Origin of the sequence: Nonomuraea ferruginea (genome assembly GCF_039540635.1) — a bacterium.
In the GTDB taxonomy this organism is placed as follows: Bacteria; Actinomycetota; Actinomycetes; order Streptosporangiales; family Streptosporangiaceae; genus Nonomuraea; species Nonomuraea ferruginea.
Map to the genome: position 1 here is coordinate 115,827 of NZ_BAABFD010000021.1, position 25,864 is coordinate 141,690.

The following is a 25,864-nucleotide window of genomic DNA, read 5'->3' on the forward strand; positions in this document are numbered from 1 at the left end:
TTAAGATCGACGGCCATGACCATCGACCCGGAGACCCTGGGCTACTACGAGCAGGGCGGCGAAGTGACCCGGCTCCGTGAGGGCGTCGGGCGGCTGGAGTTCTGGCGTACGCAGGACGTGCTGCGCCGGGTGCTGCCGCCGGCTCCCGCCAGGGTTCTCGACGTGGGGGGCGGTACGGGCGTGCACGCGGAGTGGCTGGCCGCCGACGGCTACGACGTCGAGCTGATCGACCCGGTGCCGCTGCACGTGGCGCGGGCCGAGCGGCTGCCGGGGGTCACCGCGCGGCTGGGCGACGCCCGCTCGCTGCCCGCGCCGGACGGCGGGGCCGACGCGGTGATGCTGCTGGGGCCGCTCTACCACCTGACCGAGCGCTACGACCGGGTGCGGGCGCTGGCCGAGGCGCGCCGGGCGGTGCGGCCCGGCGGGGTGGTGGTGGCGGCGTTCATCAGCCGTTTCGCCGGGTTGCACGACGGGTTCGCCCGCGGCTTCGCGCTGCGGCCGGAGCATCTGGCGGCCGAGTACCACGCCGCGGAGACCGGGCTCATGGTGTCCCCTAGGGAGGGAGGGTTCCGGGGCTTCTTCCACGACCCCGACGAGATCATCGGGGAGTTCGCCGACGCCGGGCTCGCCGAGCCCGTCCGGTACGGGCTGGAGGGCGCGTTCTGGCTGTACGGCGACATCGACGTGTGGCTGGACGACGAAGGGCGGCGCGAGCTGCTGCTCGACGCCGCCCGTCGGCTCGAATCGGTGCCGTCACTGCTGGGCGTGAGCGGCCACCTGCTGGCGGTGGCCAGGAAGGGCTAGAACCAGCCGCGCCTGCGCGCCATCGACTCCAGGCCGCGCTGGAGGGCCTGGTCGACGCCCGCAGGGTGCTCGTCGTGGCGGACGGTGAAGCGGTTGTAGGTGTCCTGGCCGGCACGCAGGAAGCCGTCGCGCTGGTCGGCCTCCAGGATGACGTCCATCTGCCGCGGGCCGGCGATGAACGTCAGCTCCAGCTCGTTGAAGTGGCGCCGCCACGAGCCGCCCGCGTAGTACTCGATCTCCTGGAAGAACGGCATCGTCGACCCGTGCAGCGTGCCCCGCTCCAGGTCGGCCTTCTTGAACCGGAAGCCGAGCCGGTCCAGCGCGGCGAGCACGTGGTCCTGGGCCGGGAGCGGGTTGACGAACAGCGGGTCCAGGTCGCCCTTGTCGAGTGCGCCGGCGAGCGCGAGCTCGGTGTGCACGCCGAGCCGCATGCCGTGCAGCGGGTGGCCGCCGATCGCGCTGATCGGCGTCTCCCACGGCACCAGGATCTCGAACGGCTGCCGGTGCTCGGCCTTGGCCGCCAGTTGCAGCGGGCCCGACACCTGCTGGCGCAGGAAACTGTAGGTCGTCTTGTACTCGCTGTCGCCGGACTCGACCTCCACCACGGCCGTCAGGTCGACGGTGATGGCCTCCACCTTGTAGTCGGAGCCGCCGCCGCGGAAGTGGACCACCCCGCGCAGCGGTTCGCCGGGGCGGACGCTGGCGTTCGACAGGACCGTGTCTACCTCGACGCCCGCGCCGAACGCGGCCATCAGCTTGCGGAACACCATGGGGGTTCTCCTATGTGGTGGGTGGTTGTGCCCCGAGGCTCCTGCCGTTGGCCGAGATCCGGGGGAGCAACTGGGCCAGCAGAAGCGTGGACAACGCGGAGTCGCCGCCGCCCTGCTGGGTGCGGACCACCAGCGGCTGCGGGGCCTTCTCCGCGAGGGTGGCGCCCACGTCGAGGCGCCTGCGGGCGAGCTCGTACTGGAGCACGGCCCGGTTGTCGCGGTAGGAGTCGGCCAGCCGGCGCAGCGCCTTGGCCTCGTTCTCGGCGGCGGTCAGCTCGGCGCGGCCGCGTGCCTCGATCTCCCAGCGCACCCGCTGCGCCTCGGTCTCCTGCTCCTCCAGCATCCGGGCCACGTCCTTGCGCGCCGTGTTGTGCGCGGCCTTGACCTCGACCACGCGGGCGTCGCGGGTCTTCTTGGCCCGCTCGATCTCCATGAGCAGGGTGTCGATGCGGCGCTTGCGGGTCAGCTCCCACTCGCGCTCGTACGCCTGCAGCTCCTTGGCCACCTTCTCGCGGGTGGACAGGTGCTGCTGGTACTGGTCGGGCAGTTGCACGTCGGGGATGTTGGCGCCGGTGACGCGCACCCCGTAGCGGCCGAGCTGGCGGTTGAGCGCGTCCTGCATGTCGCCCACGTCCGAGCCGCGCAGGTCGTAGGCCCGCTCGGTGTTCACCCTGCGGCTGCGCTGCCGGATCGCGTCCTGCACGGCGCTGGACAGCACCAGGTCGAAGTTGCCGGCGCCGATCGTGCGGACGAACGCCACCGGGTCCACGATGCGGAACTTCAGGAAGAACTCGATCGACTTCAGCGGCACGTTCTCCGCCGTCGGGCAGGCCACGATCGGCGCCGAGTACGGGATCTCGGTCGAGGTGTCGACGACCGCGTCCACCCGGTCCCAGGGCAGCCAGAGGTAATGCCGGCCGGGAGGCAGCGTGGAGACGATCGCGCCCCAGCGGCTGCGCACCCCGGTGGTGCCCTCCTCGATCTCGATGATCGCCCGCCGCCACATCGTGAGCAGCGCGACGACCAGGAAGAACAGCGCGGCCAGCGCGGCGAGGACGGTCCAGTCCGTCAGCACCGCCATGCCGGCGAAGTAGACGGCCAGGAAGATCAGGATCATCCAGCTGAAGCCGCGCCGGTCCTTGGGGATGACGACGGGCACGAGCTGGCCCTGCTCGCCGCCACGCAGCAGCTGGCGGATCTCCGACCAGGACGCCAGCGACTCCTTGATCTTCGAGAACTCGCGGCTCATCGCTCGACCTCCGTGGTGATCTCCAGGTCCGGGGCTTCCGTGACCTCGTCGGCGACCCGCTTCAGCAGCGCGTTGATCTCCGCCTCACGACCGGACACGCGGGTGCCGATCTGCTGCAGCCTGACGCGAATGGCGGCCATGTCCTCGGGCGTGAACAGCACCGCCTCCTTGCCGCCGACCAGGCTCTGGGCCAGCTGGAGGAAGTCGATGTCGCTCTGCTCGCCGACGTGCACCACCTGCGGCAGCCGGTTCGCGACCGACTCCAGCTTGTCCAGCAGGTCCTGCTGGAAGCGGTAGTCGAGGATCTCCGGCGCCTCGGCCGCGCTCAGCGCCCGGATGTCCAGCGCCTGCGCCTCCAGCAGCGCCGAGTTGGCCTTGGCCTCGGACTCGGCCTCGACCAGGCGCTGCCTGGCCTGAGCGGTGGCCTGGTGGGTGGCCCGCTCCAGCGCGGTGTCCATCCGCGCCTGGTAGCCGGCGATCTCAGCCTGGATGGCGCTCAGCGTCTCCTGCAGCCCGGCCAGCTCCTTGACCAGGTCGCCCTCGTTCTGCTCCTTGCGCAGGTTGAGCTCGTACTCGTAGGTGTAGGCCTCCTTGGCCACCCGGACCATCTCGGGGGCGGCCAGGTCCATGCGGTACTCCTGGCTGGAGGGCTCGGCGTGGGTGATGTTCACGTCCGTGAGCCGCACCGCGGGCAGGAACTGCTGGTTCAGGCTGTCGAGCATGCCGTGCGTGCTCTCGCCGACCAGGTCGTAGATCTCCTCGGCGCGCTGGGCGTAGATGAGGGAACGGGTGACCTCGCTGATGGCGTTCTGGAGCTTGGACTGGAAGCCGCTCACCGAGCCGAGCACGAAGATGAACTCGGCCGGGTTCTCGATCCTGAACTGCAGGAACAGGTCGACGCTGGCCTTGACGCCCTGCTGGGTCGGCGCCTCGCTGATGGGCGCGTTGAAGGGGTACTCGCGGGTGGTGTTGACGATGTAGCTGACCCGCTTCCACGGGTTGAACAGCGTCACCCGGCCCGGGTCGGCGATGTGCACCAGCTTGCCGAACTGGGTGATCAGCGCCTTGCAGCCCTCCGGCACCATCACCACGCTGCGCCGCCACCACAGGAACGCCGCGGCCAGGACCAGGACCACCCAGTAGTGGGGGCCGAAGAACAGGTCGGTGTTCGGGATGACGTTGCCGAGCGCGCCGATCAGGCCGAGCGCCACCAGGATGACCAGGGGGACGACGACCTTGGCGGTGCCGCTCTTGGGGATCACCACGGGCGAGATGACGTGCATGCCGTTCTCGGCGAAGCTGCGGTTGACGATCTCGCCGGCCTCGTTGAGCGAGGCGGTGCGCGCCTCGATCAGCGTGCCGACCGACACGCCGCCGTCACGGGCGGCGGCGAAGTCGTGCGGGTTGAGCGCGAACCCCTGGACCTGGTTGGTGTATTGCCCGGACTGCTGGACGACCTGGCCCATGGCCTGTCCGACAGCCTGACGTACGTTTCCTCCTTGGGCGACCGCTTGGGCTACGCCCTGGCCCGCCTGCCTCAGGGCCTCTCTGGGTCGTGACATGAAACCTTCCTCTTCCGCTACAAGCGAATTCAGACCGTATCGGGTGAGGCTTGCCATCTGCTTGCAAAGCGGTGTCGTACGTCTATTGCCATAAGTAGTAGTCGTGCTATGAATGTAGTAGTCCTACTACATCGGAGGGGGTCATGAGCACCACCAGAGAACTGGACGGTGACCTCAATGTGACGAACGAGGGCACCGCGATCGAGGTCAGTGGCCTGCGCATGACGTACGGCGACAAGGAGGTGCTGCGGGGCGTCGACTTCGCCGTCGCGCCCGGCGAGGTGATCGCCCTGCTCGGGCCGAACGGCGCGGGCAAGACCACCACGATCGAGATACTCGAAGGCTTCCGGATCCCCTCCGGCGGCCGGGTGCGGGTGCTCGGCGCCGAACCGGCGCGCGGCGGCGAGGCGTGGCGGGCCAGGATCGGCGTGGTCCTGCAGTCCTGGCGCGACCACGGCCGCTGGCGGGTGCACCAGCTCCTGCACCATCTGAGCCGCTACTACGTGCCGTACGCGAAGCCCGGGCGGCTGCCGCTCGACACGGCCGACCTGATCGAGGCGGTCGGCCTCGGCAAACACGCCGGTCAGCGCGTCAGCCGGCTCTCCGGCGGCCAGCGGCGCCGCCTCGACGTCGCCATCGGCATCGTCGGCCGCCCCGAGGTGCTCTTCCTCGACGAGCCGACCGCCGGCTTCGACCCGCAGGCCAGGCGCGACTTCCACGACCTCGTGCACCGCCTGTCGGACCTGGACGACACCACGATCCTGCTCACCACGCACGACCTCGACGAGGCCGAGAAGCTCGCCGACCGCATCCTCATCCTGGCCGGCGGCAAGATCGTCGCCGACGGCAGCCCCGACAGCCTGACCCGCCAGGTCTCCCGTGATGCCCAGGTGCGCTGGAGCCGCGACGGCGAGCACTTCGTGCACGCCACCGACGACGCCACCGCCTTCGTCCGTGGCCTGTTCGAGCAGCACGGCAGCGGGATCACCGACCTGGAGGTGCGCCGGGCCACCCTGGAGGACACCTACATGGCCATCGTCAAGAGGGAGGAAGCGTGAACCCCACGCTGCACGCCGCCCGGCTGGGGCTCACCCGCGGGTGGATGGAGTTCAAGCATCAGGTGACCAGCGCGCAGGACATGGGCTTCACCGTGGTCACCACCGCGGCCTTCGTCGTCGTGCTCTACTTCCAGCGCGACGCCACCCTGCCCGGCACCGGCCTCTCCCTGGCGGCGGCCACGCTGCCCGGCCTGCTCGGCCTGATGATCCCGATCAACGCGCTCATGGGCGCGGTGGGCACGCTCTCCGTCGAGCGTGAGGACGGCACCCTGCTCAGGGCCAAGGCGCTGCCCCAGGGCATGGTCGGCTACCTCGCCGGCAAGGTCGTCGTGCTCTCGATCTCCACCCTGGCCTCCCTGGTGGTGCTGCTCGTCGCCGGGCTGTTCCTCGTACCGGAGCTGGCCGGCACAGGGGTGGGCGGCTGGCTCACCATCGCCTGGATCACGGTGCTCGGCCTCCTGTCGGCGCTCCCGCTCGGGGCGGTCATCGGCGCCGTGGCCGGCAGCCCGCAGGCCGCCGGCGGGCTGGTGATGCTGACCGTCGGCGGGCTCACCGCGATCTCCGGGATCTTCTACCCGATCACCGCGCTGGCCGGCTGGCTGCAGGGCCTGGCCCACGTCTTCCCGCTCTACTGGCTCGGCCTCGGCATGCGCTCGGCGCTGCTGCCCGACGCGGCCGCCGCCGCGGAGATCGGCGGTTCGTGGCGCCCGGTCGAGACCACGCTCGTGCTCGTCGCCTGGGCCGTGGCCGGGCTGGTGCTGGCCCCGCCGATCCTGCGCAGGATGGCCAGGCGCGAGTCCGGCTCGCTGATGGAGCAGCGCCGTCACCGCGCCATGCAGCGGATCGGCTGAGAAGATGGGCGACGATGAGCGAGAACGTCTACAACCGCATCGCCCTGCTGCGGGCCGAGCGTGGTGTCACCCGAAGGCAGCTCGCCGACGCCCTGGGGGTGCACTACCAGACGATCGGCTACCTGGAGCGCGGCGAATACAGTCCCAGCCTCTACCTGGCGCTGCGCATCGCCGGATACTTCGAGGTGCCCGTGGAGGTCGTCTTCTCCACCACGCCGTTCCCGCGCATCGGTGAGCGATCGGCCTGACGGTTTATGTCAGTGGCTGCGCCTACAGTGGGCAGTATGCGTCCGGTCACAGATTTGCAGCGGAAGGTGGCGCCGTTCGAGGTCGTCACCGAGATGACTCCCTCGGGCGACCAGCCGACGGCCATCGCCGAGCTGGAGCGCCGCGTCAAGGCCGGGGCCAAGGACAGCGTGCTGCTCGGCGCCACCGGCACCGGCAAGACCGCCACCATCGCGTGGCTCATCGAGCGCCTGCAGCGGCCCACCCTGGTCATGCAGCCCAACAAGACGCTCGCCGCCCAGTTCGCCAACGAGCTGCGCGAGATGCTGCCCAACAACGCGGTCGAATACTTCGTCTCCTACTACGACTACTACCAGCCCGAGGCCTACGTCCCGCAGAGCGACACCTACATCGAGAAGGACTCCTCGATCAACGACGAGGTCGAGCGGCTGCGCCACTCGGCCACCAACTCGCTGCTGACCCGCCGCGACACCGTCGTGGTCGCCTCCGTGTCCTGCATCTACGGCCTCGGCACGCCGCAGGAGTACGTCGACCGCATGACCCGGCTGCGCGTCGGCATGGACATCGACCGCGACCGGCTGCTGCGCCGCCTCGTCGACATGCAGTACACCCGCAACGACCTCGCCTTCACCCGCGGCACGTTCCGGGTCCGCGGTGACACCATCGAGATCATCCCCAAGTACGAAGAGCTCGCCGTCCGCATCGAGATGTTCGGCGACGAGATCGAGAAGCTGTCCACCATGCACCCGCTCACCGGCGAGGTCATCACCGAGGACGACGAGCTCTACATCTTCCCCGCCTCCCACTACGTGGCGGGCGAGGAGCGGATGTCCGCCGCCGTCGCCGGCATCGAGGCCGAGCTGGCCGACCGGCTCGCCGAGCTGGAGCGGCAGGGCAAGCTGCTGGAGGCGCAGCGGCTGCGCATGCGCACCACCTACGACATCGAGATGATGCGCCAGATCGGCACCTGCTCCGGCATCGAGAACTACTCGCGCCACATGGACGCCCGCGAGGCCGGCAGCGCGCCCAACACGCTGCTCGACTACTTCCCCGAGGACTTCCTGCTGGTGCTCGACGAGTCCCACCAGACCGTGCCGCAGATCGGCGCCATGTACGAAGGCGACGCCTCCCGCAAGCGCACCCTCGTCGACCACGGCTTCCGGCTGCCGTCCGCGCTCGACAACCGGCCGCTGAAGTGGGAGGAGTTCCTGGAGCGCATCGGGCAGACCGTCTACTTGTCCGCCACCCCCGGGCCCTACGAGCTGGGCCGGGTCAAGGGCGACGTCGTCGAGCAGGTCATCCGGCCCACCGGGCTGGTCGACCCCGAGGTCGTGGTCAAGCCGACCAAGGGGCAGATCGACGACCTGGTGCACGAGATCCGCGAGCGGGCCGAGCGTGACGAGCGGGTGCTCGTGACCACGCTGACCAAGAAGATGGCCGAGGACCTCACGGACTACCTTCTGGAGCTCGGCATCCGGGTCCGCTATCTCCACAGCGAGGTCGACACGCTGCGCCGCATCGAGCTGCTGCGGGAGCTGCGCAGCGGCGAGTTCGACGTGCTCGTGGGCATCAACCTCCTGCGTGAGGGGCTCGACCTGCCCGAGGTGTCGCTGGTCGCCATCCTCGACGCCGACAAGGAGGGCTTCCTGCGGTCCGAGACGTCCCTCATCCAGACGATCGGGCGGGCGGCGCGTAACGTGTCCGGGCAGGTTCACATGTACGCCGACAAGGTCACGCCGTCGATGGAGCGGGCCATCGACGAGACCAACCGGCGGCGGGCCAAGCAGGTCGCCTACAACAAGGCCAACGGCATCGACCCGCAGCCGTTGCGCAAGAAGATCGCCGACATCCTCGACTCGTTGCAGCGGGAGGATGCCGACACCCGGCAGCTCATGGGGGGTGGGCGGTCCCAGTCGCGGGGCAAGGCCCCGGTGCCGGGGTTCGCCGCCAAGGCGGGGCAGCATGCCAAGGCGATCGCGGGGGAGATGCCTCGGGCGCAGATGGAGTCGTTGATCGACTCGTTGACCGAGCAGATGCATCAGGCGGCTGCCGACCTGCAGTTCGAGGTGGCGGCTCGGCTTCGTGACGAGATCAAGGAGCTCAAGCGGGAGCTTCGGGACATGCGTGAGGCTGGGGTTCGCTGACTCTCGGCCTTTGTGTCGCTGTGGTGAGTGGTTTCGCTTTTGTGCCGCTTCTGTGAGCTTTTCGGCCTATGTGTCGCCGTGGTGGGCGTTTCGGCTCTTGTGTCGCCTCTGTAGGCTTTTCGGTCCTTGTGTTGCGGGGGTGTCCTGGTCTTTGTGCCGCTGCGGTGGGCGGGCGACCCGGCCTCGCGCGATTGCCCGGGGTCTGGTGGTCTTCGCCTTCGGCGTGGCCGGGCGCGGGGGTACCTGGCACGGTCTTAACTCGGCCGGGTCGCCCGCCCACCTCCGCTTGCCCCTCTCCGTCCGTCCGGGCTCGCGCCGTAGTGGTGGTTGCCGCTTTTGCGGCTGCTTCGCCGCCGATGCTGAAGCTTTGGCTCACCTCGTGCTCGGGTGCTCGCCGTAGCTGAAGCGTCGCTTTCCGGGCCATGTGAGCGCTGGTCGTCGTAGCTTTCCGGGCTCCGGTACGGTCAGCCGCGGCGTTTTTTGCGGCGGTCGGCGCGTTGCTTCTTGGCGGTGCGGGGAGGAGCGCCTGCCGGTTCGCCGAATTTCAGGGAGTCGAGTCGGCGGCGGGCCGCCGCCCAGGCCACGCCGAGGAGCGCCAGCGGGAGGAGCCAGAGCCAGGCCGTGTGCCTGAAGGACACGATCGCCGCCACCGTCGGCTCGCGGAGGCTGGTGGCCAGGACGTCCACGGTGACGGCGCCGGCGTGGTAGGTGTCTGGGTCGCTTACGTCGATCACGCGTTGTTCGCGTCCTCCGGTGATGGCGCGGGGCTCCGAGGCGGGGGCGTGATCTCGACTCCCAGCCGGGGGAAGCGCAGGGCGATGGACGAGCCGGAGCGGGGGCGCAGGGTCACCGTCAGCTTGTCCGCCAGCGGCTTCGTTCCGCCGGTCAGGTGGGCTATGGCGGATTGGTCCTCGGAGTGTCCGCGGGTCGGCTCGATGAGTGGTGCCTCACCCTTGACCTGGGCGGGGATGCGGTGGGTGACCGACGGTGGCCAGCCGCTCGGGGTCGGTTGCTGGGGCCCCGCCGTTCGCTGCGACGTGGGCCGTCCCCGATCTCCGTCTGGTCAGGTGGCCGTGCCGCCTGTGATCCTGCCGATGCTCTCCTTGGCGGCCTGGTCGAACGATCGTGCGACCAGGGTGCCCAGGGGGTTCTGGGCTGCCATCTCCTGGGCGCGCCGGCGTTCTGGTCTCGGCAGGTTCCTGGGGAGGAGCTTGCCCGCGTGGGCCAGGGAGACGAGTGCCGAGACGCGGGCGTCGGGCTCGGCTCCGGTCAGCACGGCTCTCAAGCGGTCGTGGAGTGCCGCTCTTGGCGCCGGGCTGGTCTCAGGGTAGACCTCCTCTTTGAAGATGCGCAGGTAGCGGCGGGTTTCTGCGGTGATCAGGCCTTGGTGTACGAGCGCGGCCAGTAATCGGGTGCGGCGCTCGGGTGTGTACATCGAGACCCACCAGTCGGTGAAGGCCGGGGGTGGGCCGCTGTGGGCTGTCAGCTGGTGGAGTGTCTCGTCCAGTTCGGGGTCGCCGGTGGGCTCGGGGTCGCGTACGTGTAGGTGGCCGTTCTCCAGGGCGAGTCTGTCCATGACGACGAGTTCGGCGAGCACGGCGGCGCTCAGCGTGTAGTCCAGCATCTCCTGGTTGACCGAGACCACGCCGTCGGGGCGGAGGGCCAGCAGGAGAGCTCTTCGGCGATGAGCGGCTTCATGGATCCGATCTGGCGCATCGCGAGCCGGCATGGGCACCCGAAGCCTCTGGAGGATCGCCCGGCGAGTGGGCCCGGGAAACTGCGAGGAGGCGGCTGCCGAGGAACGGCTAGGGTGCGGGGATGCGGCGGTGTGCGGGGTGCGGGTTGTGGGAGCCGGCCGGGGCGCCGGGGTGTGTGAAGTGCGCTCGGGTGGTGGACGGACTCGTCGAGGAGGGGTGGCGGGAGTTTCTGCGGGGGGAGTTCGGAGGGCTCTCCGCTGAGGAGGAGAGGGGGGTCGCCGAGATGGTGATCGACGAGCTCGACCGGCATCTCTGGCGGGTGGTCGACGCCGCCTATGACCGGCTGGTCTGCGGGGAGTGCGGGGGAGCGCTCAGCCGGGGGGTCGCCGGGTGCGCCACGTGTGATCGGGCGCATGGTTACCGGTACGCGGCGGTCGAGGTGGATCGGCCGGGGGTGGTGCCGGGGAACGAGCATGCGCTGCGGGTGAACGTGTCGGTGGTGCGGCGGCCGTACGGGATCTCCGAGAAGGAGTTGCTGGCGCGGCGGCTGTCGCTGCCGATCCTGCTGGAAGGACATCTGCCGACCATCGAGCAGGCGCAGGCGGCCCGGGCCGTTCTCAACAAGGGCGGATCGGCCGAGGAGTACGCGGCCTTCATCTATCAGGAGTGGAGTTAGCGGGGCCGCCTCAGCGCCTGACCTTGTCCACGTCGAGATCGACGTCGACGGGGAAGCCGATGTCGGTGCGCAGCCGGCCGCGATGGATGCCGGTGGGCAGATAGGCCTTGACGGCGGGCTCCAGCTCGAAGGTGTAGGCGACGGGGCGGTCGTCCTCCAGCTCGACGCGCCAGAAGTGTTTGATGCCCGCGCTCGCGTATTTGCTCGGCTTGGTGGTGCGGTCTCTGTCGCGGGACTCCTCGGAGACCACCTCGACGACCAGATGAACGTCTGCCGGCTTGAAAGTGGTGAGGCCGATCTGCTGGGCGGCAGCGGTCTTCACCAGCATGATGTCCGGCTCGGGGCGCTGGCGCAGGCCCAGGGTCACGGTCATCTCCCGGATGACGACGAGGTGGTCGGGCGGGCGGAGCTCCCTTTCCAGCAGCCTGAGAACAAGCATGTGGAACATTGTCTGGGGCGACATCATGATGAGCCCACCATCGATCAGTTCGACGTGCGTGGGCGCGTCGGGGGGGAGGTGATCGAGCATGTCGGCGGTCCAGCCGCCCGGAGGGCCGGGGTAGAACCATTCCGGAAAGGCTGTGGTCATGACGACGCCTCCTCGGAGATGTGACCCTTCGGAATCATGATGCCACAGTGGGTGGTGTCAGGGCTGCTCTTTGCGGTCCTGCATGGTCCTGCGGTAGAGCTCGTCGATCTCCTGGAGGGGGTCGGGGGCCGGGCGGCGGGCCTCGATCTCCAGGTCGGTGCGGGTGCGCAGGTCCTCCAGGCCGGTGGCCGAGTGTTGCACCTGGTCGCTGAGGAGATCGGCGCGGATGCGGGCGCACATGGCCGTCAGCTTCGCCTGGTGCTCGCGCAGCGTGCCCAGCGTGGCGTGGTCGACGTAGCGCGAGACGCGGGCCTGCTGCGCGTACATGCCGAGCTGGCCGTCGTGCACGTCGGCCTGGGCCGTCAGGTCGGACAGCAGGCGGGGCAGGTCGCCCAGGCCCCAGCCCTGGCGCTGGGCCTGCTCGACCGCCTGGCGGGTCAGCGAGACCTCGCGGCGCAGGTCGAGGCGGAGGCGCTCGACCTCGGCGGCGTCGCCGGCGCCCATGGCGTTGACGTGCGTGGTCAGCCGGGTGGTGGCCTCCCGGGCCTTGACCGCGGCCTTCTTGCCGACCTTGACCAGCACGTAGACGCCGACCCCGGCGATCAGCAGCAGGAACGCCAGGATGACCAGCACGATCATGAGGAGCTCGCCGATCGGGGACACCTCCTGTGTGGGGCTCTTGGTTTCGAGGATAGTGCCCCCGCGGCGATGGGAAAGGCCCGGCAGCGGGGTGAACGCTGCCGGGCCTCTCGTCATGCGGGCGCGGGGCGGGGGCCACTGAGCGCCCGCACGGCCGGCGGGCCGCCGTGGGGCGGACGCGGAACCCGACGGTACGGAACGAAGCGGGCGCGCCACATCCGCCTGGCAGGTGTTGACGCGGTGACCGGTGCCGCGCTACCGGTCAGATCCGGTTCCGGCGGGCGCGCCGGCGGCGGACCTTCCTGATCACCCACCAGGCGATCAGCGCCAGCAGGATCAGGGCGAGGATCACCAGGACCGGCGCGAACACCGCCACCAGGCTCAGGCCCAGGGCGCCGCTGTCTTCGGCGACGCTGGCCACCGGGGCGCCGGCGCCCGCCGTGGTGGCGTTGACCACCGGCCGGGCAGCGGTCTTCAGCAGGTGCACGGCCAGCGCCATGACGATGCCCAGCACCCAGCCGAGCCAGGGGTTCTCCGCCATCCAGGCCGAGCTGTCCAGCTCGGCCGCCGCGGTGGTGGCGCTGAACACCACGCCGCCGGACGCCGGCCGGACCGCCGTCTGGATCACGTCGTTCACCGTGTCGACGGCCGGCACCTTGTCCAGCACGAACTCGGCGGCCAGCAGCACCGCGATCACCCCGAGCACGCCCCAGTTCGACAGCCAGGCGTACCCGTCGGGCAGCTTCACCGCGTCGGTGACGTTGGCGAGCACGCCCACGACCAGCAGGGGGATGTAGGCGTTCAGCCCGGCGGCGGTCGACAGGCCGAGTCCGGTCAGAGTGGCGAACATGGTTCTAGTCTGCCCGCGCCGCCTCGTCCATGAGGGACGGAAGCTCCGCGCCGGTGAACTCGGCCACCGCCCGCTCGTACTTCTCCATCCCCCACGACCAGAAGTCGAAGTCGATCGGCTGGTCCGCGCCGTCCTGGATCGACGCCCACAGGGTCCAGCCGTACTTCGCCATCAGCCCCAGCAGCCGGGCGCGCGCGATCTTGTGGCGCAGGCGGCGGCCGTAGTAGGCGGTCACCAGCTCCTCCAGCTGGCCGGGCGAGAGGTCCGACTCGCTCCACAGGTTGCCCAGCTCGAAGCAGGGGTCGTTGTTGCCCGCGTACTCGTAGTCGATCAGCCAGAGGCGCTGCCCGTCGTCGATGATGTTGCCGGCCAGCAGGTCGTTGTTACACGGAACCGTCGCTTCCCGCCGCACTTCCAGACATTTCTGGATTTGAGCGACCTGGGGCATGAACTCCAGATACCGCGCCGGCAGCCGGAACCCGCGCTCCCGCACGATCCCGAGATACCGCCGCTGCACGTCGAACATGTCGAACTCGCGGGGAAAGCGCGGCCCCGCGTGCAGCCGCCGGCACGTCTCGGCCAGCCGGGGCAGGTTCGCCGGGTCGCGCACGTCGGCCTCGGTGAACGTACGCCCGGGGATGTAGCCCACGACCAGCCCCTCACCCGGCAGATAGGCGTGCACCGGAGCGCCCACCCCCGCCTCGGCGGCGGCCAGCGTCGCCAGGTGCTCGGCGTCCCTGTCGATGAAGAGCAGCGAGCCGTCGCCGCCGAACACCCGCACCACGAACGTCCCGCCGTCGGTCGTCACCTTGAAGTTGCGGTTCGTCAGCCCGCCGGGCAGCTCCTCCACGGAGCGCGGCACGCCGGACAGGAGGGGGATGCGGTCGAGGATCTCGAGCACGGCCATGGTCGATGCTAAGCCGACGCGCGTTAAACGGTCTAGACCTTTAGAGTCACCGAAGGTTAGCCTCGCCGCATGAGCGACTCCGCGCGCATCGTGATCATCGGAGGTGGCGTCGGCGGCGCCTCCGTCGCCTACCATCTGACCCTGCTCGGCGAGCGGGACGTGATCCTGCTGGACCGCGACGAGCTCACCAGCGGCTCGACCTTCCACTCGGCGGGCCTGGTCGGCCAGCTCCGCGCCGACCCCACGCTGACCAGGATGAACCAGTACTCCGTGGAGCTCTACCGGACACTGGACGCGGGCTGGACCGAGTGCGGCGGCATCAAGCTGGCCTCCACCCCCGAGCGGATGGCCGAGATCCGCCGCCAGATCGGCTGGGCGCGCACCTTCGGCCTGCCGCTGGAGGAGATCTCCGTCGCCGAGGCGGCCGAGCTGTTCCCGCTGATGAGCACCGAGGGCGTGGTCGGCGCCGCCTACCTGCCCACCGACGGCCAGATCGACCCCTCCCGGCTGTGCTACGCGCTGGCGGCCAGGGCCAGGGAGGGCGGGGCGCGCGTCCGTACCCGCACCAGGGTGCTCGGCCTGGACGTCACGGACGGCCGCGTGACCGGGGTGCGCACCGACCAGGGCGACATCGCCTGCGAGGTCGTCGTCAACTGCGGCGGCATGTTCGCCGCCGAGATCGGCCGCATGGCCGGCGTGCGCGTGCCGATCGTGCCGATGTCGCACCAGTACGTGGTCACCGAAGGCTTCCACGAGCACCGCGACCTCCCCACGCTGCGCGACCCCGACCTGCTCGTCTACTACCGGCAGGAGGTCAGCGGGCTGGTCATGGGCGGGTACGAGCGCGAGTGCGCCCCCTGGACGGCCACGGCCGCCTCCCACGACGCGATACCCGCGGACTTCAACGGCCGGCTGCTGCCCGAGGACTGGCCGCGGCTGGAGGAGATCTTCGACAACTCCCGGCTCCGCGTGCCCGCCATGGCCGACGTCGGCATCCGCAAGCTGATCAACGGGCCGGAGGCGTTCACCCCGGACAACGAGTTCATCCTGGGCGAGACCGAGGTCGGCGGGTTCTATGTGGCGGCCGGGTTCTGCGCGCACGGCATCGCGGGGGCGGGCGGCATCGGCAAGGTGATGGCCGAGTGGATCGTCGAGGGCGAGCCGTCCATGGACCTGTGGCACATGGACGTCCGCCGGTTCGGCGCCCAGTACCGCTCGCCGTCCTACACGCTCGCCCGCGCGGTGGAGAACTACGAGACCTACTACGACATCCGCTACCCGGGCGACGAGCGGCGGGCCGGCCGGCCGCTGCGGGTCTCTCCCGCGTACTCCTGGCACCGCGGCCACGGTGCCGTGTTCGGCGAGAAGTCCGGCTGGGAGCGGGTCAACCACTACGGGAGCGACGCAGGCGACGGCGACGGCGACGAGCGGCCGCGCGGCTGGGCGGGGCGCAACTGGTCGCCCGCCATCGGCGCCGAGCACCGCGCCACGCGCGAGGCCGCCGGCCTGTTCGACGAGAGCTCGTTCGCCAAGATCGAGGTGACCGGCCCGGACGCCGCCGCCCTGCTGGAGTGGGTCTGCGACAACCGGGTGGCCCGCGCGATCGGCGCGGTCACGTACACGCAGGCGCTCAACCGGCGCGGCGGGATCGAGTGCGACTTCACCGTCACCCGGCGCGGCGAGCGGGAGTTCCTCATCGTCACCGGCACCGCGTTCGGCTCGCACGACCTCGGCTGGCTGCGCAAGCAGGCCCGGCTGCGCGGCGCCGACGTCCGGATCGCCGACGTGACCGGCCAGTACGCCTGCTTCGCGCTGTGGGGGCCGCGCGCCCGCGACATCCTCGGCGCGCTCACCCCCGACCCGCTCGGCTTCCCGTTCATGACCTCGCGCGAGCTGACCGTGGGCGACGTGCCCGTGCTGGCGCTGCGGGTGACGTTCGTCGGCGAGCTGGGCTGGGAGCTCTACTGCTCCAGCGAGTACGGGCTCGCCCTGTGGGAGACGCTGTGGCGGGCGGGCGAGCCGCACGGCATGGTCGCCGGCGGCTACAAGGCCATCGACAGCCTGCGCCTGGAGAAGGGCTACCGGGTGTGGGGGGCCGACATCGGCCCCGAGACCACCCCGTACGAGGCCGGGCTCGGCTTCTGCGTCAAGATGGACAAGGAGTTCCTCGGCCGGGAGGCCCTCGACCCGCGGCCGAAGCGCAGACTGCGCTGCGTCACGCTCGGCGACCCCCGTGCCGTCGCGCTCGGCAACGAGCCGGTGCGCGTCGACGGCGAGGTGGCCGCCCGCGTCACCTCCGGCGGCTACGGCTACACCGTCGGGTCCTCCATCGCCTACGCCTACCTGGAGGCCGAACCGGGCACCAAGGTCGAGATCGAGGTGGAGGGCACGTGGGTGCCAGGCACCGTCGTCAAGGAGCCGCTGTGGGACCCGGCGGGGGAGCGGGTCCGCTGACCCCGGACCGCACCGAGATCCGCACCCGGTCCGGCCGGAACAGGTCGCGGGCGTGCTCGACAGGCGTGCCGTCGCCGGCGTAGGCGGTGCGCTCGATCCGCATGAGCGGCGCGCCCGGCTCGATGCCGAGCTCCGCCGCCTCCGCCGGGCCCGCGACCACCGGGTCGAGGTGCTCCAGCGCGGTGCGCGGCGCCAGGTCGTAGCGCTCGGCCAGCAGCGCGTACAGCGACCTCGTCAGGTCCTCCTCCAGGAAGCCGGGCAGCGCGGGGAAGAACGAGCGCTCCAGCGCCACCGGCGAGCGGCCCGCCGAGCGCACCCGCGCCACCTCGTGCACCGGCTCGCCCGCCGCGAGCTCCAGCGCGGCGGCCACCGGGGCCGGCGCGGGCACCGTGCGCGCCACCAGGACGCGCGCCTCGGCCCGCAGGTGAGCGCGGCGCATCTGCTCGGTGAACCCGGCCAGCCCTGTCAGGTCGCACTCGACGCGCGGCTCGGCCACGAACGCCCCGCCCGCCCGGCCGGGCACCCTGATCAGCACCCCGTCGGACTCCAGCCGCGCCAGGGCCTGCCGGAGCGTCATCCGGCTCACTCCGAGCCGCCCGGCCAGCTCCCGCTCCCCGGGCAGCCGGTCACCCGGCGCCAGCTCGCCCCGGTCTATCGAGTCGAGCAGCCACCGTTCGATCTGCACGTGCGCGGGCACGCCGGTGCCCCGCTCCAGCTCAGGCGGTGTCCCGACCACACCGCATACTGACACGCTTCGGGGGCTGAGCGCCAAAGCGGGTGAAGCGTCACTCCGCCAGCCGGTTGAGCCGATCCAGCGCCTCGCCGAACTCGCTGATCATCTCGTACACCACCTCGCGGGCCGGCTTGACCTGGTTGAGCTGCCCCACCACCTGGCCGACGAAGTAGCCGGCCAGCTCCAGCGCGCCCGGCTCGCCCCGCTCGGCCGCCGCCGTGATGCGGGCCATCGCGTGCTCGGCCACCAGCATCTGCAGCGGCATGCCCAGCGGGCCGGGGCTCTCCTGGCCGTGGTCCCACTCCTCGGTCCACGCGGTGGCGAGCTGGCGGGCCGGCTTGCCGGTACGCGAGCGGGACCGGACCGTGTCCAGCGACGAGGCCGCCAGGAACTTGCGCTTGACCGCCTGGGGCGTCTCCGCCTCCTCCGTGGTCAGCCAGACCGAGCCGCACCAGACGCCCTGCGCGCCGAGCGCCATCGCCGCCGCCATCTGACGGCCCGAGGCGATGCCGCCGGCGGCCAGCACCGGCACCGGCGCGACCGCGTCCACCACCTGCGGCGTCAGCACCAGGGTGGAGATCTCGCCGGTGTGGCCGCCCGCCTCGGTGCCCTGCGCGACGATGACGTCCGCGCCCGCGGCCACCTGCCGGCGCGCGTGCTCCACGGTGCCGACCAGCGCCGCCACCGGCACCCCCGCCGCGCGCGCCCGCGCCACCATCTCCGGCGGCGGCGGGCCCAGCGCGGAGGCGATCAGCCCGATCGGGTGCTTGAGCGCCACGTCGATCAGCCCGGTCGCGCCCGCCGCCGACACCCGCCGGGCGAACTCGTCGGCCGCCGCGCCCACCGGCTGCTGCCCGGGCCCGCCCACGCCGTACTTGGCCATCAGGTGCGTGACGAAGTCGCGGTGCCGCTCGGGGATCAGCCCGGCGACCCGCACGCCGCCGAGGGCGGCGGCGTCCACCTTGCCGGGGACGAGCACGTCCACGCCGTACGGCCTGCCGCCCACCTGCTCGTCGATCCAGGTGAGCTCCACGTCGAGCTGTTCGGGGGTGTACGCGATCGCGCCCAGCACACCGAACCCGCCCGCGTTCGTCACCGCCGCCACCACGTCACGGCAGTGGCTGAAGGCGAACAGCGGGAACTCGATGCCTAGACGCTCGCTGATGGCGGTCCGCATGCACCGACGCTAACCGCCAGAAGCATGTTCGGTCCAGATGGTCAGGAAGCGGCCAGCGGCGAGACGCCCGGCGCGTGCCAGCCTAAGTCCGCGTCGTACGCCCGCACGAGCTTGGCCGGCACCCCCGCCACCACGCTGTGGTCGGGGAACTCGCCGCGCACCACCGCGCCGCCCGCCACCACACACTGCCGCCCCAGCCGGGTGCCGGGCAGCACGATCGCGCCCGCGCCCAGCCATGAGCCCGACCCGATCGAGACCGGGTTGTTGCGCGGCCACTGCCGGCCGATCGGCACGTCGGGGTCGTCGTAGACGTGGTTCTGGTCGGTGATGTAGACGTACGGGCCGGTGAAGACGTCGTCACCGATGTCGATCGACTGATGCGCGACCACGTGCGTGCCGCGGCCGATCGAGCAGCTCTCGCCGATCCGCAGGATCGAGTCCGGGCCCAGGTCGGCGCCCGGCCACATGCCGCACGACAGCGACACGCGCTCGCCGATCAGCGTGTGGTCGCCGATCTCGATCCATTCCTCGCCGAAGATCGCCCCCGGGGGGAAGGCGATCTTCGCTCCCTCGCCCAGATGGCGGAACCGGTAGCCGGCGGGAGTGCGCGGGGTGATCGCGCCGGCCTCCCGGACCGCCGCGTAGGCACGGTGGATCAGCGTGCCGATCGCCCGCCGTACAAGTGACATAAAGACCAAAGTTACCGCTTGGTCATACCGTTCGGGCATGTGAGGGGCGTTGTTTGATATCCTGAGAGCCCGTGGACACTAGCCACACCTAGCCACGGGAGCCTCCTTGCGCAGCGCCACGCAAACCAAGCATCTGTTCGTCACCGGCGGCGTCGCCTCCAGTCTCGGCAAGGGGCTCACCGCCTCCAGCCTCGGCCGCCTGCTCAAGGGCCGCGGACTCCGGGTCACGATGCAGAAGCTCGACCCCTACCTCAACGTCGACCCAGGGACGATGAACCCGTTCCAGCACGGCGAGGTCTTCGTCACCGACGACGGCGCCGAGACCGACCTCGACGTCGGCCACTACGAGCGCTTCCTCGACACCGACCTGCACGGCTCGGCCAACGTGACCACCGGCCAGGTCTACTCCAACGTCATCGCCAAGGAGCGGCGCGGCGAGTACCTCGGCGACACCGTCCAGGTCATCCCGCACATCACCAACGAGATCAAGGACCGCATCCGGGGCATGGCCGGCCCCGACGTCGACGTGGTCATCACCGAGGTGGGCGGCACCGTCGGCGACATCGAGTCGCTGCCGTTCCTGGAGGCCGTGCGGCAGATCCGCCACGAGGTGGGCCGCGACAACGTGTTCTTCCTGCACGTCTCCCTGCTGCCCTACATCGGCCCGTCGGGCGAGCTCAAGACCAAGCCCACCCAGCACAGCGTGGCCGCGCTGCGCAGCATAGGCATCCAGCCCGACGCCATCGTGCTCCGCTCCGACCGGCCCGTCCAGGTCGCGATCAAGCGCAAGATCAGCCTGATGTGCGACGTGGACGAGGACGCCGTGGTCAGCTGCGTCGACGCCGCCTCCATCTACGACATCCCGCGCGTCCTGCACTCCGAGGGGCTCGACGCGTACGTGGTGCGCCGCCTCGGCCTGCCCTTCCGCGACGTCGACTGGAAGGAGTGGGACCAGCTCCTGCGCCGCGTGCACCGGCCGGCCAAGGAGGTCACGATCGCGCTGGTCGGCAAGTACATCGACCTGCCCGACGCCTACCTGTCGGTCACCGAGGCGCTGCGCGCGGGCGGGTTCGCCAACGACGCCAGGGTCAACATCCGCTGGGTCAAGAGCGACGACTGCGAGACCCCCGAAGGCGCCGAGCGCGAGCTCGACGGCGTCGACGGCGTGCTCATCCCGGGCGGCTTCGGCGTGCGCGGCATCGAGGGCAAGATCGGCGCCATCCGCCACGCCCGGGAGAACAAGATCCCGCTGCTCGGCATCTGCCTCGGCATGCAGGGCATGGTCATCGAGGCCGCCCGCGACATGGCCGGCCTGGAGGACGCGAACTCCGCCGAGTTCGACCCCGACACCAAGCACCCCGTCATCTCCACCATGGCCGACCAGGAGGACGTCGTCGCCGGCGAGCGCGACATGGGCGGCACCATGCGGCTCGGCAGCTACACCGCCAAGCTCGGCGAGGGCACCCTCGCCCGCCAGCTCTACGGCAAGGCCAAGGCCGCCGAGCGCCACCGCCACCGCTACGAGGTCAACAACGCCTACCGCGAGCGGCTGGAGAAGGTCGGCCTGGTGTTCTCCGGCGTGTCGCCCGACGGCCGCCTGGTCGAGTACACCGAGCTGCCCGCCGACGTGCACCCGTTCTTCATCGGCACCCAGGCCCACCCCGAGTTCCGCTCCCGGCCCACCCGCGCCAACCCGATGTTCAAGGGGCTCATCGGCGCCTCGCTCGCCTACGCCGACAGCAGGGTGGCGGCTAAGGTGGCCAAGTGAAGATCGGCTCGGGTGACCGGCAGGGGGCGGAAGCGGGTGCGGACATGATCCAAGACACGCCCGAGTCCTGGGACGTCGTCGAGACCAGGAAGCGGTTCGAGGGCTACGTGATCGACGTGGTCACCGACACCGTGCGGATGCCGCGCGACGAGACCGCCGACCGCGACTACGTCCGCCACCCCGGCTCGGTCGGGGTGCTCGCGCTCGACGACGACCGGCGGGTGCTGCTCATCAGGCAGTACCGCCACCCGGCCCGGCGGCTGCTGTGGGAGCTGCCCGCCGGGATCCGCGACGTCGAGGGCGAGCCGCTGGTCGAGGGCGCCGCCCGCGAGCTGGCCGAGGAGGCCGGCTACCGCGCCGCCACCTGGCACACCCTCGTCGACATCCTCACCTCGCCCGGCTGCTCCGACGAGCGCATCCGCGTCTTCCTGGCCCGCGGCCTGGAGAAGATCCCCGACGAGGAGAACCACTTCGAGCACCGCCACGAGGAGATCGGCATGCCGGTCGAATGGGTGCCGCTCGACGACGCCGTGCGCCGCGTGCTCGCGGGGATGATCCACAATTCTGCGGCCGTGGCCGGTATTCTCGCCGCATATGCGGCCGCGGCCGACGGGTTCGCCGGCCTGCGCCCGGCGGACGCTCCGGAGGCATGAAGGAAAGGACCATTCCCGTGGAGGCGGTGCTGTCCAGCTACCTCGCCCACCTCGCGGTGGAGCGCGGCCTGGCCGCCAACACGCTCGCCTCCTACCGGCGCGACCTGCGCCGTTACGCCGAGCACCTGCGCTCGCGCGGCCGGGCCGAGCTCGACCAGGTGGCGGAGTCCGACGTACGCGCCTTCCTCGCCGCGCTGCGCGAGGGCGACGGCGAGCACCCGGCGCTCGTGGCCAGCTCGGCCGCACGCGCCGTGTCCGCCGTGCGTGGCCTGCACCGCTTCGCGCTGCGCGAGGGCGTCACCGTGCACGACCCCGCCCACCAGGTGCGCCCGCCACGCCAGCTCCGCAGGCTTCCCAAGGCCGTCTCCGTCGACCAGGTCGAGCGGCTCATCGCCGCCTCGGGCCCCGACGGCGCGCCGCTCACCCTGCGCAACCGCGCCCTGCTGGAGGTCCTCTACGGCACCGGCGCCCGCATCTCCGAGGCCGTCGGCCTGGCCGTCGACGACCTGGAGGACGACCAGGTGCGGCTCTGCGGCAAGGGCGGCCGCACCCGCGTGGTCCCGCTCGGCCGCTACGCCCGCGCCGCTCTCGACGCCTACCTCGTACGGGCCAGGCCCGGTCTGCTGGCCCACGGCCGCGGCACTCCCGCCGTGTTCCTCAACGCCCGGGGCGGGCGGCTCACCCGCCAGGGCGCGTGGGAGGTCCTGCAGGCCGCCGCCGAACGGGCCGGACTGGCCGGGATATCTCCCCATGTTCTCCGCCATTCGTTCGCAACACACCTCCTCGACGGCGGCGCCGACGTTAGGGTGGTGCAGGAGTTGCTCGGCCACGCCTCCGTGACGACCACCCAGGTCTACACGCTGGTCACGGTCGACAAACTCAGAGAGGTGTACGCGGCGGCGCATCCCCGCGCCCGTCAGTGATCTATAGTCTTTTGGGTCGTGCGGCACTCCGGCGTGCCGCCTTGCCGCGTTAAGTGGTGACGCCATAGTGTCCGTCCGGACGGTCCGGTTCGGGATCGTCAGGGAGGTTCGAGCTGGTGACTGTGAAGACCAACGGTTCGACCCCGGGGACCCCCGACAACCCCTGGGGTGACACCAAGACCAACGCGCCTTCCAAGGGCGTCAACCTGGGCCCCACGCAGCGGCCCCGCCCGGTGTTCCCGGAGCCGGTGCCGCGCGACGTCCACGGCCCGGCCCGCGTGGTCGCCATGGTCAACCAGAAGGGCGGGGTCGGCAAGACCACCACCACCATCAACCTCGGCGCCGCCCTCGTCGAATGCGGACTCAAAGTGCTGCTCGTCGACTTCGACCCGCAGGGCGCGCTCTCCGTCGGCCTCGGCATCAACCCGCTGCAGCTCGACCTCACGGTCTACAACCTGCTGATGGAACGCAACGTCAGCGCCGAGGACGTGCTGCTGGAGACCGGCGTCGAGGGCCTCGACCTGCTGCCCAGCAACATCGACCTGTCCGCCGCCGAGGTCCAGCTCGTCACCGAGGTGGCCCGCGAGCAGGTGCTCGGCCGCGTCATCAAGCCGCTGCTGCCGCACTACGACGTCTGCCTCATCGACTGCCAGCCGTCGCTGGGCCTGCTCACCATCAACGCCCTCACCTGCGCGCACGGCGTCATGGTGCCGCTGGAGTGCGAGTTCTTCGCGCTGCGCGGCGTCGCCCTGCTCATGGACACCATCACCAAGGTGCAGGAGCGGCTCAACGAGGACCTCGAGATCGAGGGCCTGCTCGCCACCATGTACGACGCGCGCACGCTCCACGGCCGCGAGGTGCTCGCCCGCGTCGTGGAGGCCTTCGGCGACAAGGTCTTCCACACCGTGATCAACCGTACGGTGCGCTTCCCCGACGCCACGGTGGCCGGCGAGCCGATCACCACCTTCGACCCGTCCTCGCTCGGCGCCAACGCCTACCGCGAGCTGGCCCGGGAAGTGCTCTCGCGCTGGCCGCAGCCTGCCACAATGGCGAGGTGACAGAGCAGCAGGCCGAGCCCCAGGGCTTCCAGGTCCACCTGGACGTCTTCGAAGGGCCCTTCGACCTGCTGCTCGGGTTGATCTCCAAGCACAAGCTCGACATCACCGAGGTCTCCCTCTCGCAGGTGACCGACGAGTTCATCTCCTACATCCGCTCCCGCGGCCCCGAGTGGGACCTCGACCAGACCAGCCACTTCCTGCTGGTCGCGGCCACCCTGCTCGACCTCAAGGCGGCCCGGCTGCTGCCGTCGGGCGAGGTCGAGGACGAGGAGGACCTCGCCCTGCTGGAGGCCCGCGACCTGCTGTTCGCCCGCCTCCTGCAGTACAAGGCCTACAAGGAGGTCGCCAAGATCTTCGCCGGGCGGATGGCCGACGAGGCGCTCCGCTTCCCGCGCAGCGTCCCCATGGAGCCGCAGTTCGCCGGCCTGCTGCCGGAGCTGGTGCTCGGCATCGGCCCCGAGGAGCTGGCCCGCATCGCCGCCCGCGCCTTCACCCCCAAGCTCCCGCCGACCGTCGGCGTCGGCCACATCTACCAACCGCTCGCCAATGTGCGCGAGCAGGCCGCTATTCTGGTGGAGCGCCTGCGCCGCATGCGCAGAGCCACTTTCAGGGCCCTGGTCGCCGACTGCGAGGGCACCTACGAGGTCATCGCCCGCTTCCTGGCCGTCCTGGAGCTGTTCCGGGAGTCCGCGGTCAGCTTCGAGCAGGTCGAGCCACTCGGCGACCTGCACGTCACGTGGACGGGCACCGACGACGGCGACGTCTCGGTGGGAGACGACTACGAGGAGAGCCCGGAGAAACCCGCAGATGGCTGACGACTCCCGCCCGCGCAAGGACCTGCCCGCCTGGATGACCCTCCCCGGCTCCCTGATCCCGTCCTCTCCCGAGGACCTCCAGGACGCCGCGGAGGCCCCCGAACGTGTCGATCCGCAGGAAGAGCCTGAGGACGCCCGTTTCGAGGAGCCCGTCACCGAGACACCTCCGCACGAGGCGCCGGGCCCCGAGCTCAAGCCGGCGCTGGAGGCCATCCTCATGGTCGTCGACGAGCCCGTACGGGAAGTCACCCTGGCCCAGGTGCTGGAGCGGCCCACCCACGAGGTGGCGGCGGCGCTGCGTGAGCTCTCGGCGGAATACGAAGCCTCCGCGCGGGGTTTCGATCTGAGGCAGGTCGCGGGAGGGTGGCGATACTATTCGCGCCCCGCGTACGCGCCGCTCGTGGAGCGGTTCGTCCGTGACGGCCAGCAGGCGAGGCTGACCCAGGCCGCGCTTGAGACGCTCGCGGTCGTGGCCTACCGGCAGCCGGTGAGCCGGGCGCGGGTGGCCGCGGTGCGCGGCGTCAGCAGCGACGGCGTCATGCGGACGCTGGTCGCGAGGGGGCTGGTCGAGGAGGCCGGCACCGACCCGGAGAGCCAAGCCGTGCTCTACCGGACAAGCTCATACTTCCTTGAGCGTCTGGGACTGAACGACGTCAGTGAGCTTCCCGAGCTCGCGCCGTTCCTCCCCGACGACGTGGAGAACATCGAGGAGACGACGAAGTGATCAACAGGCGAAGCACCCCGTCCGGTGATGGACGCGGTCGAGGACGCGCCGGCGGCTCCGGCCGCGGCGGGCGTCCCGCCTTCCGCTCGGACGATTCGCGCGGCCGTACGCGCCGCGACGACTCCCGTGACGGTTCCCAGCGAGACGAGCGCCGGGGTTCCGGCAGAGACGACTTCAGCGGCGGCTCCCGCCGCGACGACGCGCGCGGTTCCTCGGGCGGGTCCTACCGTGGGGATGACGCGCGCGGGGGTTCCCGCGGTGGCGGTTTCCGCGGCGATGACCGCCGGGGTTCCGGCGGGGGTATCCGCAGCGACCGTCGGGGTTCGCGGGACGACCGTGGCGGATTCCGTCGTGATGACGCGCGCGGGTCTTCGGGCGGTTCGTTCCGTCGTGATGACGCGCGTGGGTCCTCGGGCGGGTCCTACCGTGGGGACGACGCGCGCGGGGGTTCCCGCGGTGGCGGTTTCCGTGGCGATGACCGTCGGAGCTCCGGCGGGGAGTTCCGTGGTGACCGTCGGGGTTCGCGGGACGACCGTGGCGGATTCCGTCGTGATGATGCGCGTGGGTCTTCGGGCGGGTCCTTCCGTCGCGATGACGCGCGTGAGGGTTCCCGTCGTGACGGGTTCCGTGGCGATGACCGCCGGGGTTCCGGCGGGGAGTTCCGTGGTGACCGTCGGGGTTCGCGGGACGACCGTGGTGGGTTCCGTCGTGATGATGCGCGTGGGTCTTCGGGCGGGTCCTTCCGTCGCGATGACGCGCGTGAGGGTTCCCGTCGTGACGGGTTCCGTGGCGATGACCGCCGGGGTTCCGGCGGGGAGTTCCGTGGTG

General features: G+C 70.9%; 26 protein-coding genes. 14 read left to right on the forward strand and 12 right to left on the reverse strand.

Annotation, left to right across the window (positions count from 1 at the left end; genetic code table 11):
* The first annotated feature begins 15 nt into the window (after positions 1-15).
* Entirely contained in the window at positions 16-804 is a 789-nt protein-coding gene (locus tag ABD999_RS34120) for a class I SAM-dependent methyltransferase (protein WP_271278545.1), read from the forward strand.
* On the opposite strand, the gene ABD999_RS34125 is transcribed toward ABD999_RS34120, so the two are convergent.
* From ABD999_RS34125 to ABD999_RS34135, 3 genes are read right to left on the reverse strand one after another with little or no spacing between them, the layout of a single operon-like run.
* Complete coding sequence (locus ABD999_RS34125; protein ID WP_271278546.1) at positions 801-1,574, reverse strand: sporulation protein; 774 nt, start codon at positions 1,572-1,574, stop codon at positions 801-803. The two genes, ABD999_RS34120 and ABD999_RS34125, sit on opposite strands and share 4 nt — an antisense overlap.
* A 10-nt stretch (positions 1,575-1,584) precedes the next feature.
* Positions 1,585-2,823, reverse strand: a complete 1,239-nt coding sequence (locus tag ABD999_RS34130; RefSeq protein WP_148032599.1) for an SPFH domain-containing protein — start codon at positions 2,821-2,823, stop codon at positions 1,585-1,587.
* Positions 2,820-4,385 (reverse strand): SPFH domain-containing protein, encoded by a 1,566-nt coding sequence (locus tag ABD999_RS34135; RefSeq protein ID WP_148032598.1) that lies wholly within the window; start codon positions 4,383-4,385, stop codon positions 2,820-2,822. The genes ABD999_RS34130 and ABD999_RS34135 overlap by 4 nt, the downstream gene beginning before the upstream one ends.
* A 143-nt stretch (positions 4,386-4,528) precedes the next feature.
* Here ABD999_RS34135 and ABD999_RS34140 point away from each other — a divergent pair, with 143 nt between their 5' ends.
* Genes ABD999_RS34140 through uvrB form a run of 4 tightly spaced genes read left to right on the forward strand, consistent with a single transcriptional unit; the run spans position 4,529 to position 8,684 of the window.
* Positions 4,529-5,443, forward strand: coding sequence for an ABC transporter ATP-binding protein (locus tag ABD999_RS34140; RefSeq protein WP_219543467.1), 915 nt, complete (start codon positions 4,529-4,531; stop codon positions 5,441-5,443).
* Positions 5,440-6,294, forward strand: coding sequence for an ABC transporter permease (locus tag ABD999_RS34145; protein ID WP_271278547.1), 855 nt, complete (start codon positions 5,440-5,442; stop codon positions 6,292-6,294). The genes ABD999_RS34140 and ABD999_RS34145 overlap by 4 nt, the downstream gene beginning before the upstream one ends.
* A 14-nt stretch (positions 6,295-6,308) precedes the next feature.
* Positions 6,309-6,542, forward strand: a complete 234-nt coding sequence (locus tag ABD999_RS34150; RefSeq protein WP_148032597.1) for a helix-turn-helix transcriptional regulator — start codon at positions 6,309-6,311, stop codon at positions 6,540-6,542.
* A gap of 36 nt (positions 6,543-6,578) precedes the next feature.
* Entirely contained in the window at positions 6,579-8,684 is a 2,106-nt protein-coding gene (uvrB, locus tag ABD999_RS34155; RefSeq protein ID WP_148032596.1) for an excinuclease ABC subunit UvrB, read from the forward strand.
* Positions 8,685-9,148: 464 nt separating this feature from the next.
* Here the strand turns inward: uvrB and ABD999_RS34160 are convergent, their stop codons facing one another.
* Positions 9,149-9,418 (reverse strand): hypothetical protein, encoded by a 270-nt coding sequence (locus ABD999_RS34160; protein ID WP_271278548.1) that lies wholly within the window; start codon positions 9,416-9,418, stop codon positions 9,149-9,151.
* 329 nt (positions 9,419-9,747) lie between these two features.
* On the reverse strand, positions 9,748-10,413 hold the full coding sequence (locus ABD999_RS34165; RefSeq protein ID WP_271278549.1) for a GOLPH3/VPS74 family protein: 666 nt from the start codon (positions 10,411-10,413) through the stop codon (positions 9,748-9,750).
* A gap of 161 nt (positions 10,414-10,574) precedes the next feature.
* Here ABD999_RS34165 and ABD999_RS34170 point away from each other — a divergent pair, with 161 nt between their 5' ends.
* Positions 10,575-11,057 (forward strand): hypothetical protein, encoded by a 483-nt coding sequence (locus tag ABD999_RS34170; RefSeq protein ID WP_271278550.1) that lies wholly within the window; start codon positions 10,575-10,577, stop codon positions 11,055-11,057.
* A gap of 10 nt (positions 11,058-11,067) precedes the next feature.
* Here ABD999_RS34170 and ABD999_RS34175 read toward each other — a convergent pair whose 3' ends face one another.
* The 4 genes from ABD999_RS34175 to ABD999_RS34190 all read right to left on the reverse strand — a co-directional run bounded on the left by ABD999_RS34175 (position 11,068) and on the right by ABD999_RS34190 (position 14,042).
* Positions 11,068-11,646, reverse strand: coding sequence for a Uma2 family endonuclease (locus ABD999_RS34175; protein ID WP_271278551.1), 579 nt, complete (start codon positions 11,644-11,646; stop codon positions 11,068-11,070).
* A 57-nt stretch (positions 11,647-11,703) separates the two neighbouring features.
* Complete coding sequence (locus tag ABD999_RS34180) at positions 11,704-12,309, reverse strand: hypothetical protein (RefSeq protein ID WP_271278552.1); 606 nt, start codon at positions 12,307-12,309, stop codon at positions 11,704-11,706.
* 238 nt (positions 12,310-12,547) lie between these two features.
* Entirely contained in the window at positions 12,548-13,135 is a 588-nt protein-coding gene (locus ABD999_RS34185; RefSeq protein WP_148032591.1) for a DUF4126 domain-containing protein, read from the reverse strand.
* Positions 13,136-13,139: 4 nt separating this feature from the next.
* Entirely contained in the window at positions 13,140-14,042 is a 903-nt protein-coding gene (locus ABD999_RS34190) for a choline/ethanolamine kinase family protein (RefSeq protein ID WP_148032590.1), read from the reverse strand.
* Between the two features lie 69 nt (positions 14,043-14,111).
* On the opposite strand from ABD999_RS34190, the gene ABD999_RS34195 reads away from it, so the two are divergent.
* A complete protein-coding gene (locus ABD999_RS34195; RefSeq protein ID WP_271278553.1) occupies positions 14,112-16,496 on the forward strand; it encodes a GcvT family protein in 2,385 nt (794 codons plus the stop codon).
* Here ABD999_RS34195 and ABD999_RS34200 read toward each other — a convergent pair.
* The 3 genes from ABD999_RS34200 to ABD999_RS34210 are packed head-to-tail and all read right to left on the reverse strand — an operon-like array spanning position 16,453 to position 19,095.
* Positions 16,453-17,232 carry a GntR family transcriptional regulator gene (locus tag ABD999_RS34200; RefSeq protein WP_345483078.1) on the reverse strand — a complete coding sequence of 260 codons (780 nt, stop codon included), beginning with the start codon at positions 17,230-17,232 and terminating at the stop codon, positions 16,453-16,455. The two genes, ABD999_RS34195 and ABD999_RS34200, sit on opposite strands and share 44 nt — an antisense overlap.
* 49 nt (positions 17,233-17,281) lie before the next feature.
* Positions 17,282-18,406 (reverse strand): nitronate monooxygenase, encoded by a 1,125-nt coding sequence (locus tag ABD999_RS34205; protein ID WP_271278135.1) that lies wholly within the window; start codon positions 18,404-18,406, stop codon positions 17,282-17,284.
* 41 nt (positions 18,407-18,447) lie between these two features.
* On the reverse strand, positions 18,448-19,095 hold the full coding sequence (locus ABD999_RS34210; RefSeq protein WP_219550934.1) for an acyltransferase: 648 nt from the start codon (positions 19,093-19,095) through the stop codon (positions 18,448-18,450).
* A gap of 106 nt (positions 19,096-19,201) precedes the next feature.
* Between ABD999_RS34210 and pyrG the strand changes: the two genes are divergently transcribed.
* From pyrG to ABD999_RS34245, 7 genes are all read left to right on the forward strand, one after another.
* The gene (pyrG, locus tag ABD999_RS34215; protein ID WP_148032585.1) at positions 19,202-20,863 is read left to right on the forward strand and encodes a CTP synthase; all 1,662 of its coding nucleotides are present in this window, start codon (positions 19,202-19,204) and stop codon (positions 20,861-20,863) included.
* 44 nt (positions 20,864-20,907) lie between these two features.
* Positions 20,908-21,516, forward strand: a complete 609-nt coding sequence (locus ABD999_RS34220) for an NUDIX domain-containing protein (RefSeq protein WP_219550936.1) — start codon at positions 20,908-20,910, stop codon at positions 21,514-21,516.
* Positions 21,513-22,439 (forward strand): site-specific tyrosine recombinase XerD, encoded by a 927-nt coding sequence (locus ABD999_RS34225; RefSeq protein ID WP_148032583.1) that lies wholly within the window; start codon positions 21,513-21,515, stop codon positions 22,437-22,439. The genes ABD999_RS34220 and ABD999_RS34225 overlap by 4 nt, the downstream gene beginning before the upstream one ends.
* 116 nt (positions 22,440-22,555) lie before the next feature.
* Positions 22,556-23,497 carry a ParA family protein gene (locus tag ABD999_RS34230; protein WP_148032582.1) on the forward strand — a complete coding sequence of 314 codons (942 nt, stop codon included), beginning with the start codon at positions 22,556-22,558 and terminating at the stop codon, positions 23,495-23,497.
* On the forward strand, positions 23,494-24,312 hold the full coding sequence (locus tag ABD999_RS34235; RefSeq protein ID WP_219550938.1) for a segregation and condensation protein A: 819 nt from the start codon (positions 23,494-23,496) through the stop codon (positions 24,310-24,312). Before ABD999_RS34230 ends, ABD999_RS34235 begins: the two co-directional genes overlap by 4 nt.
* A complete protein-coding gene (scpB, locus tag ABD999_RS34240; protein WP_271278136.1) occupies positions 24,305-25,036 on the forward strand; it encodes an SMC-Scp complex subunit ScpB in 732 nt (243 codons plus the stop codon). The genes ABD999_RS34235 and scpB overlap by 8 nt, the downstream gene beginning before the upstream one ends.
* 507 nt (positions 25,037-25,543) lie before the next feature.
* A partial coding sequence (locus tag ABD999_RS34245; protein WP_345483081.1) for a hypothetical protein occupies positions 25,544-25,864 on the forward strand: 321 nt, incomplete at its 3' end.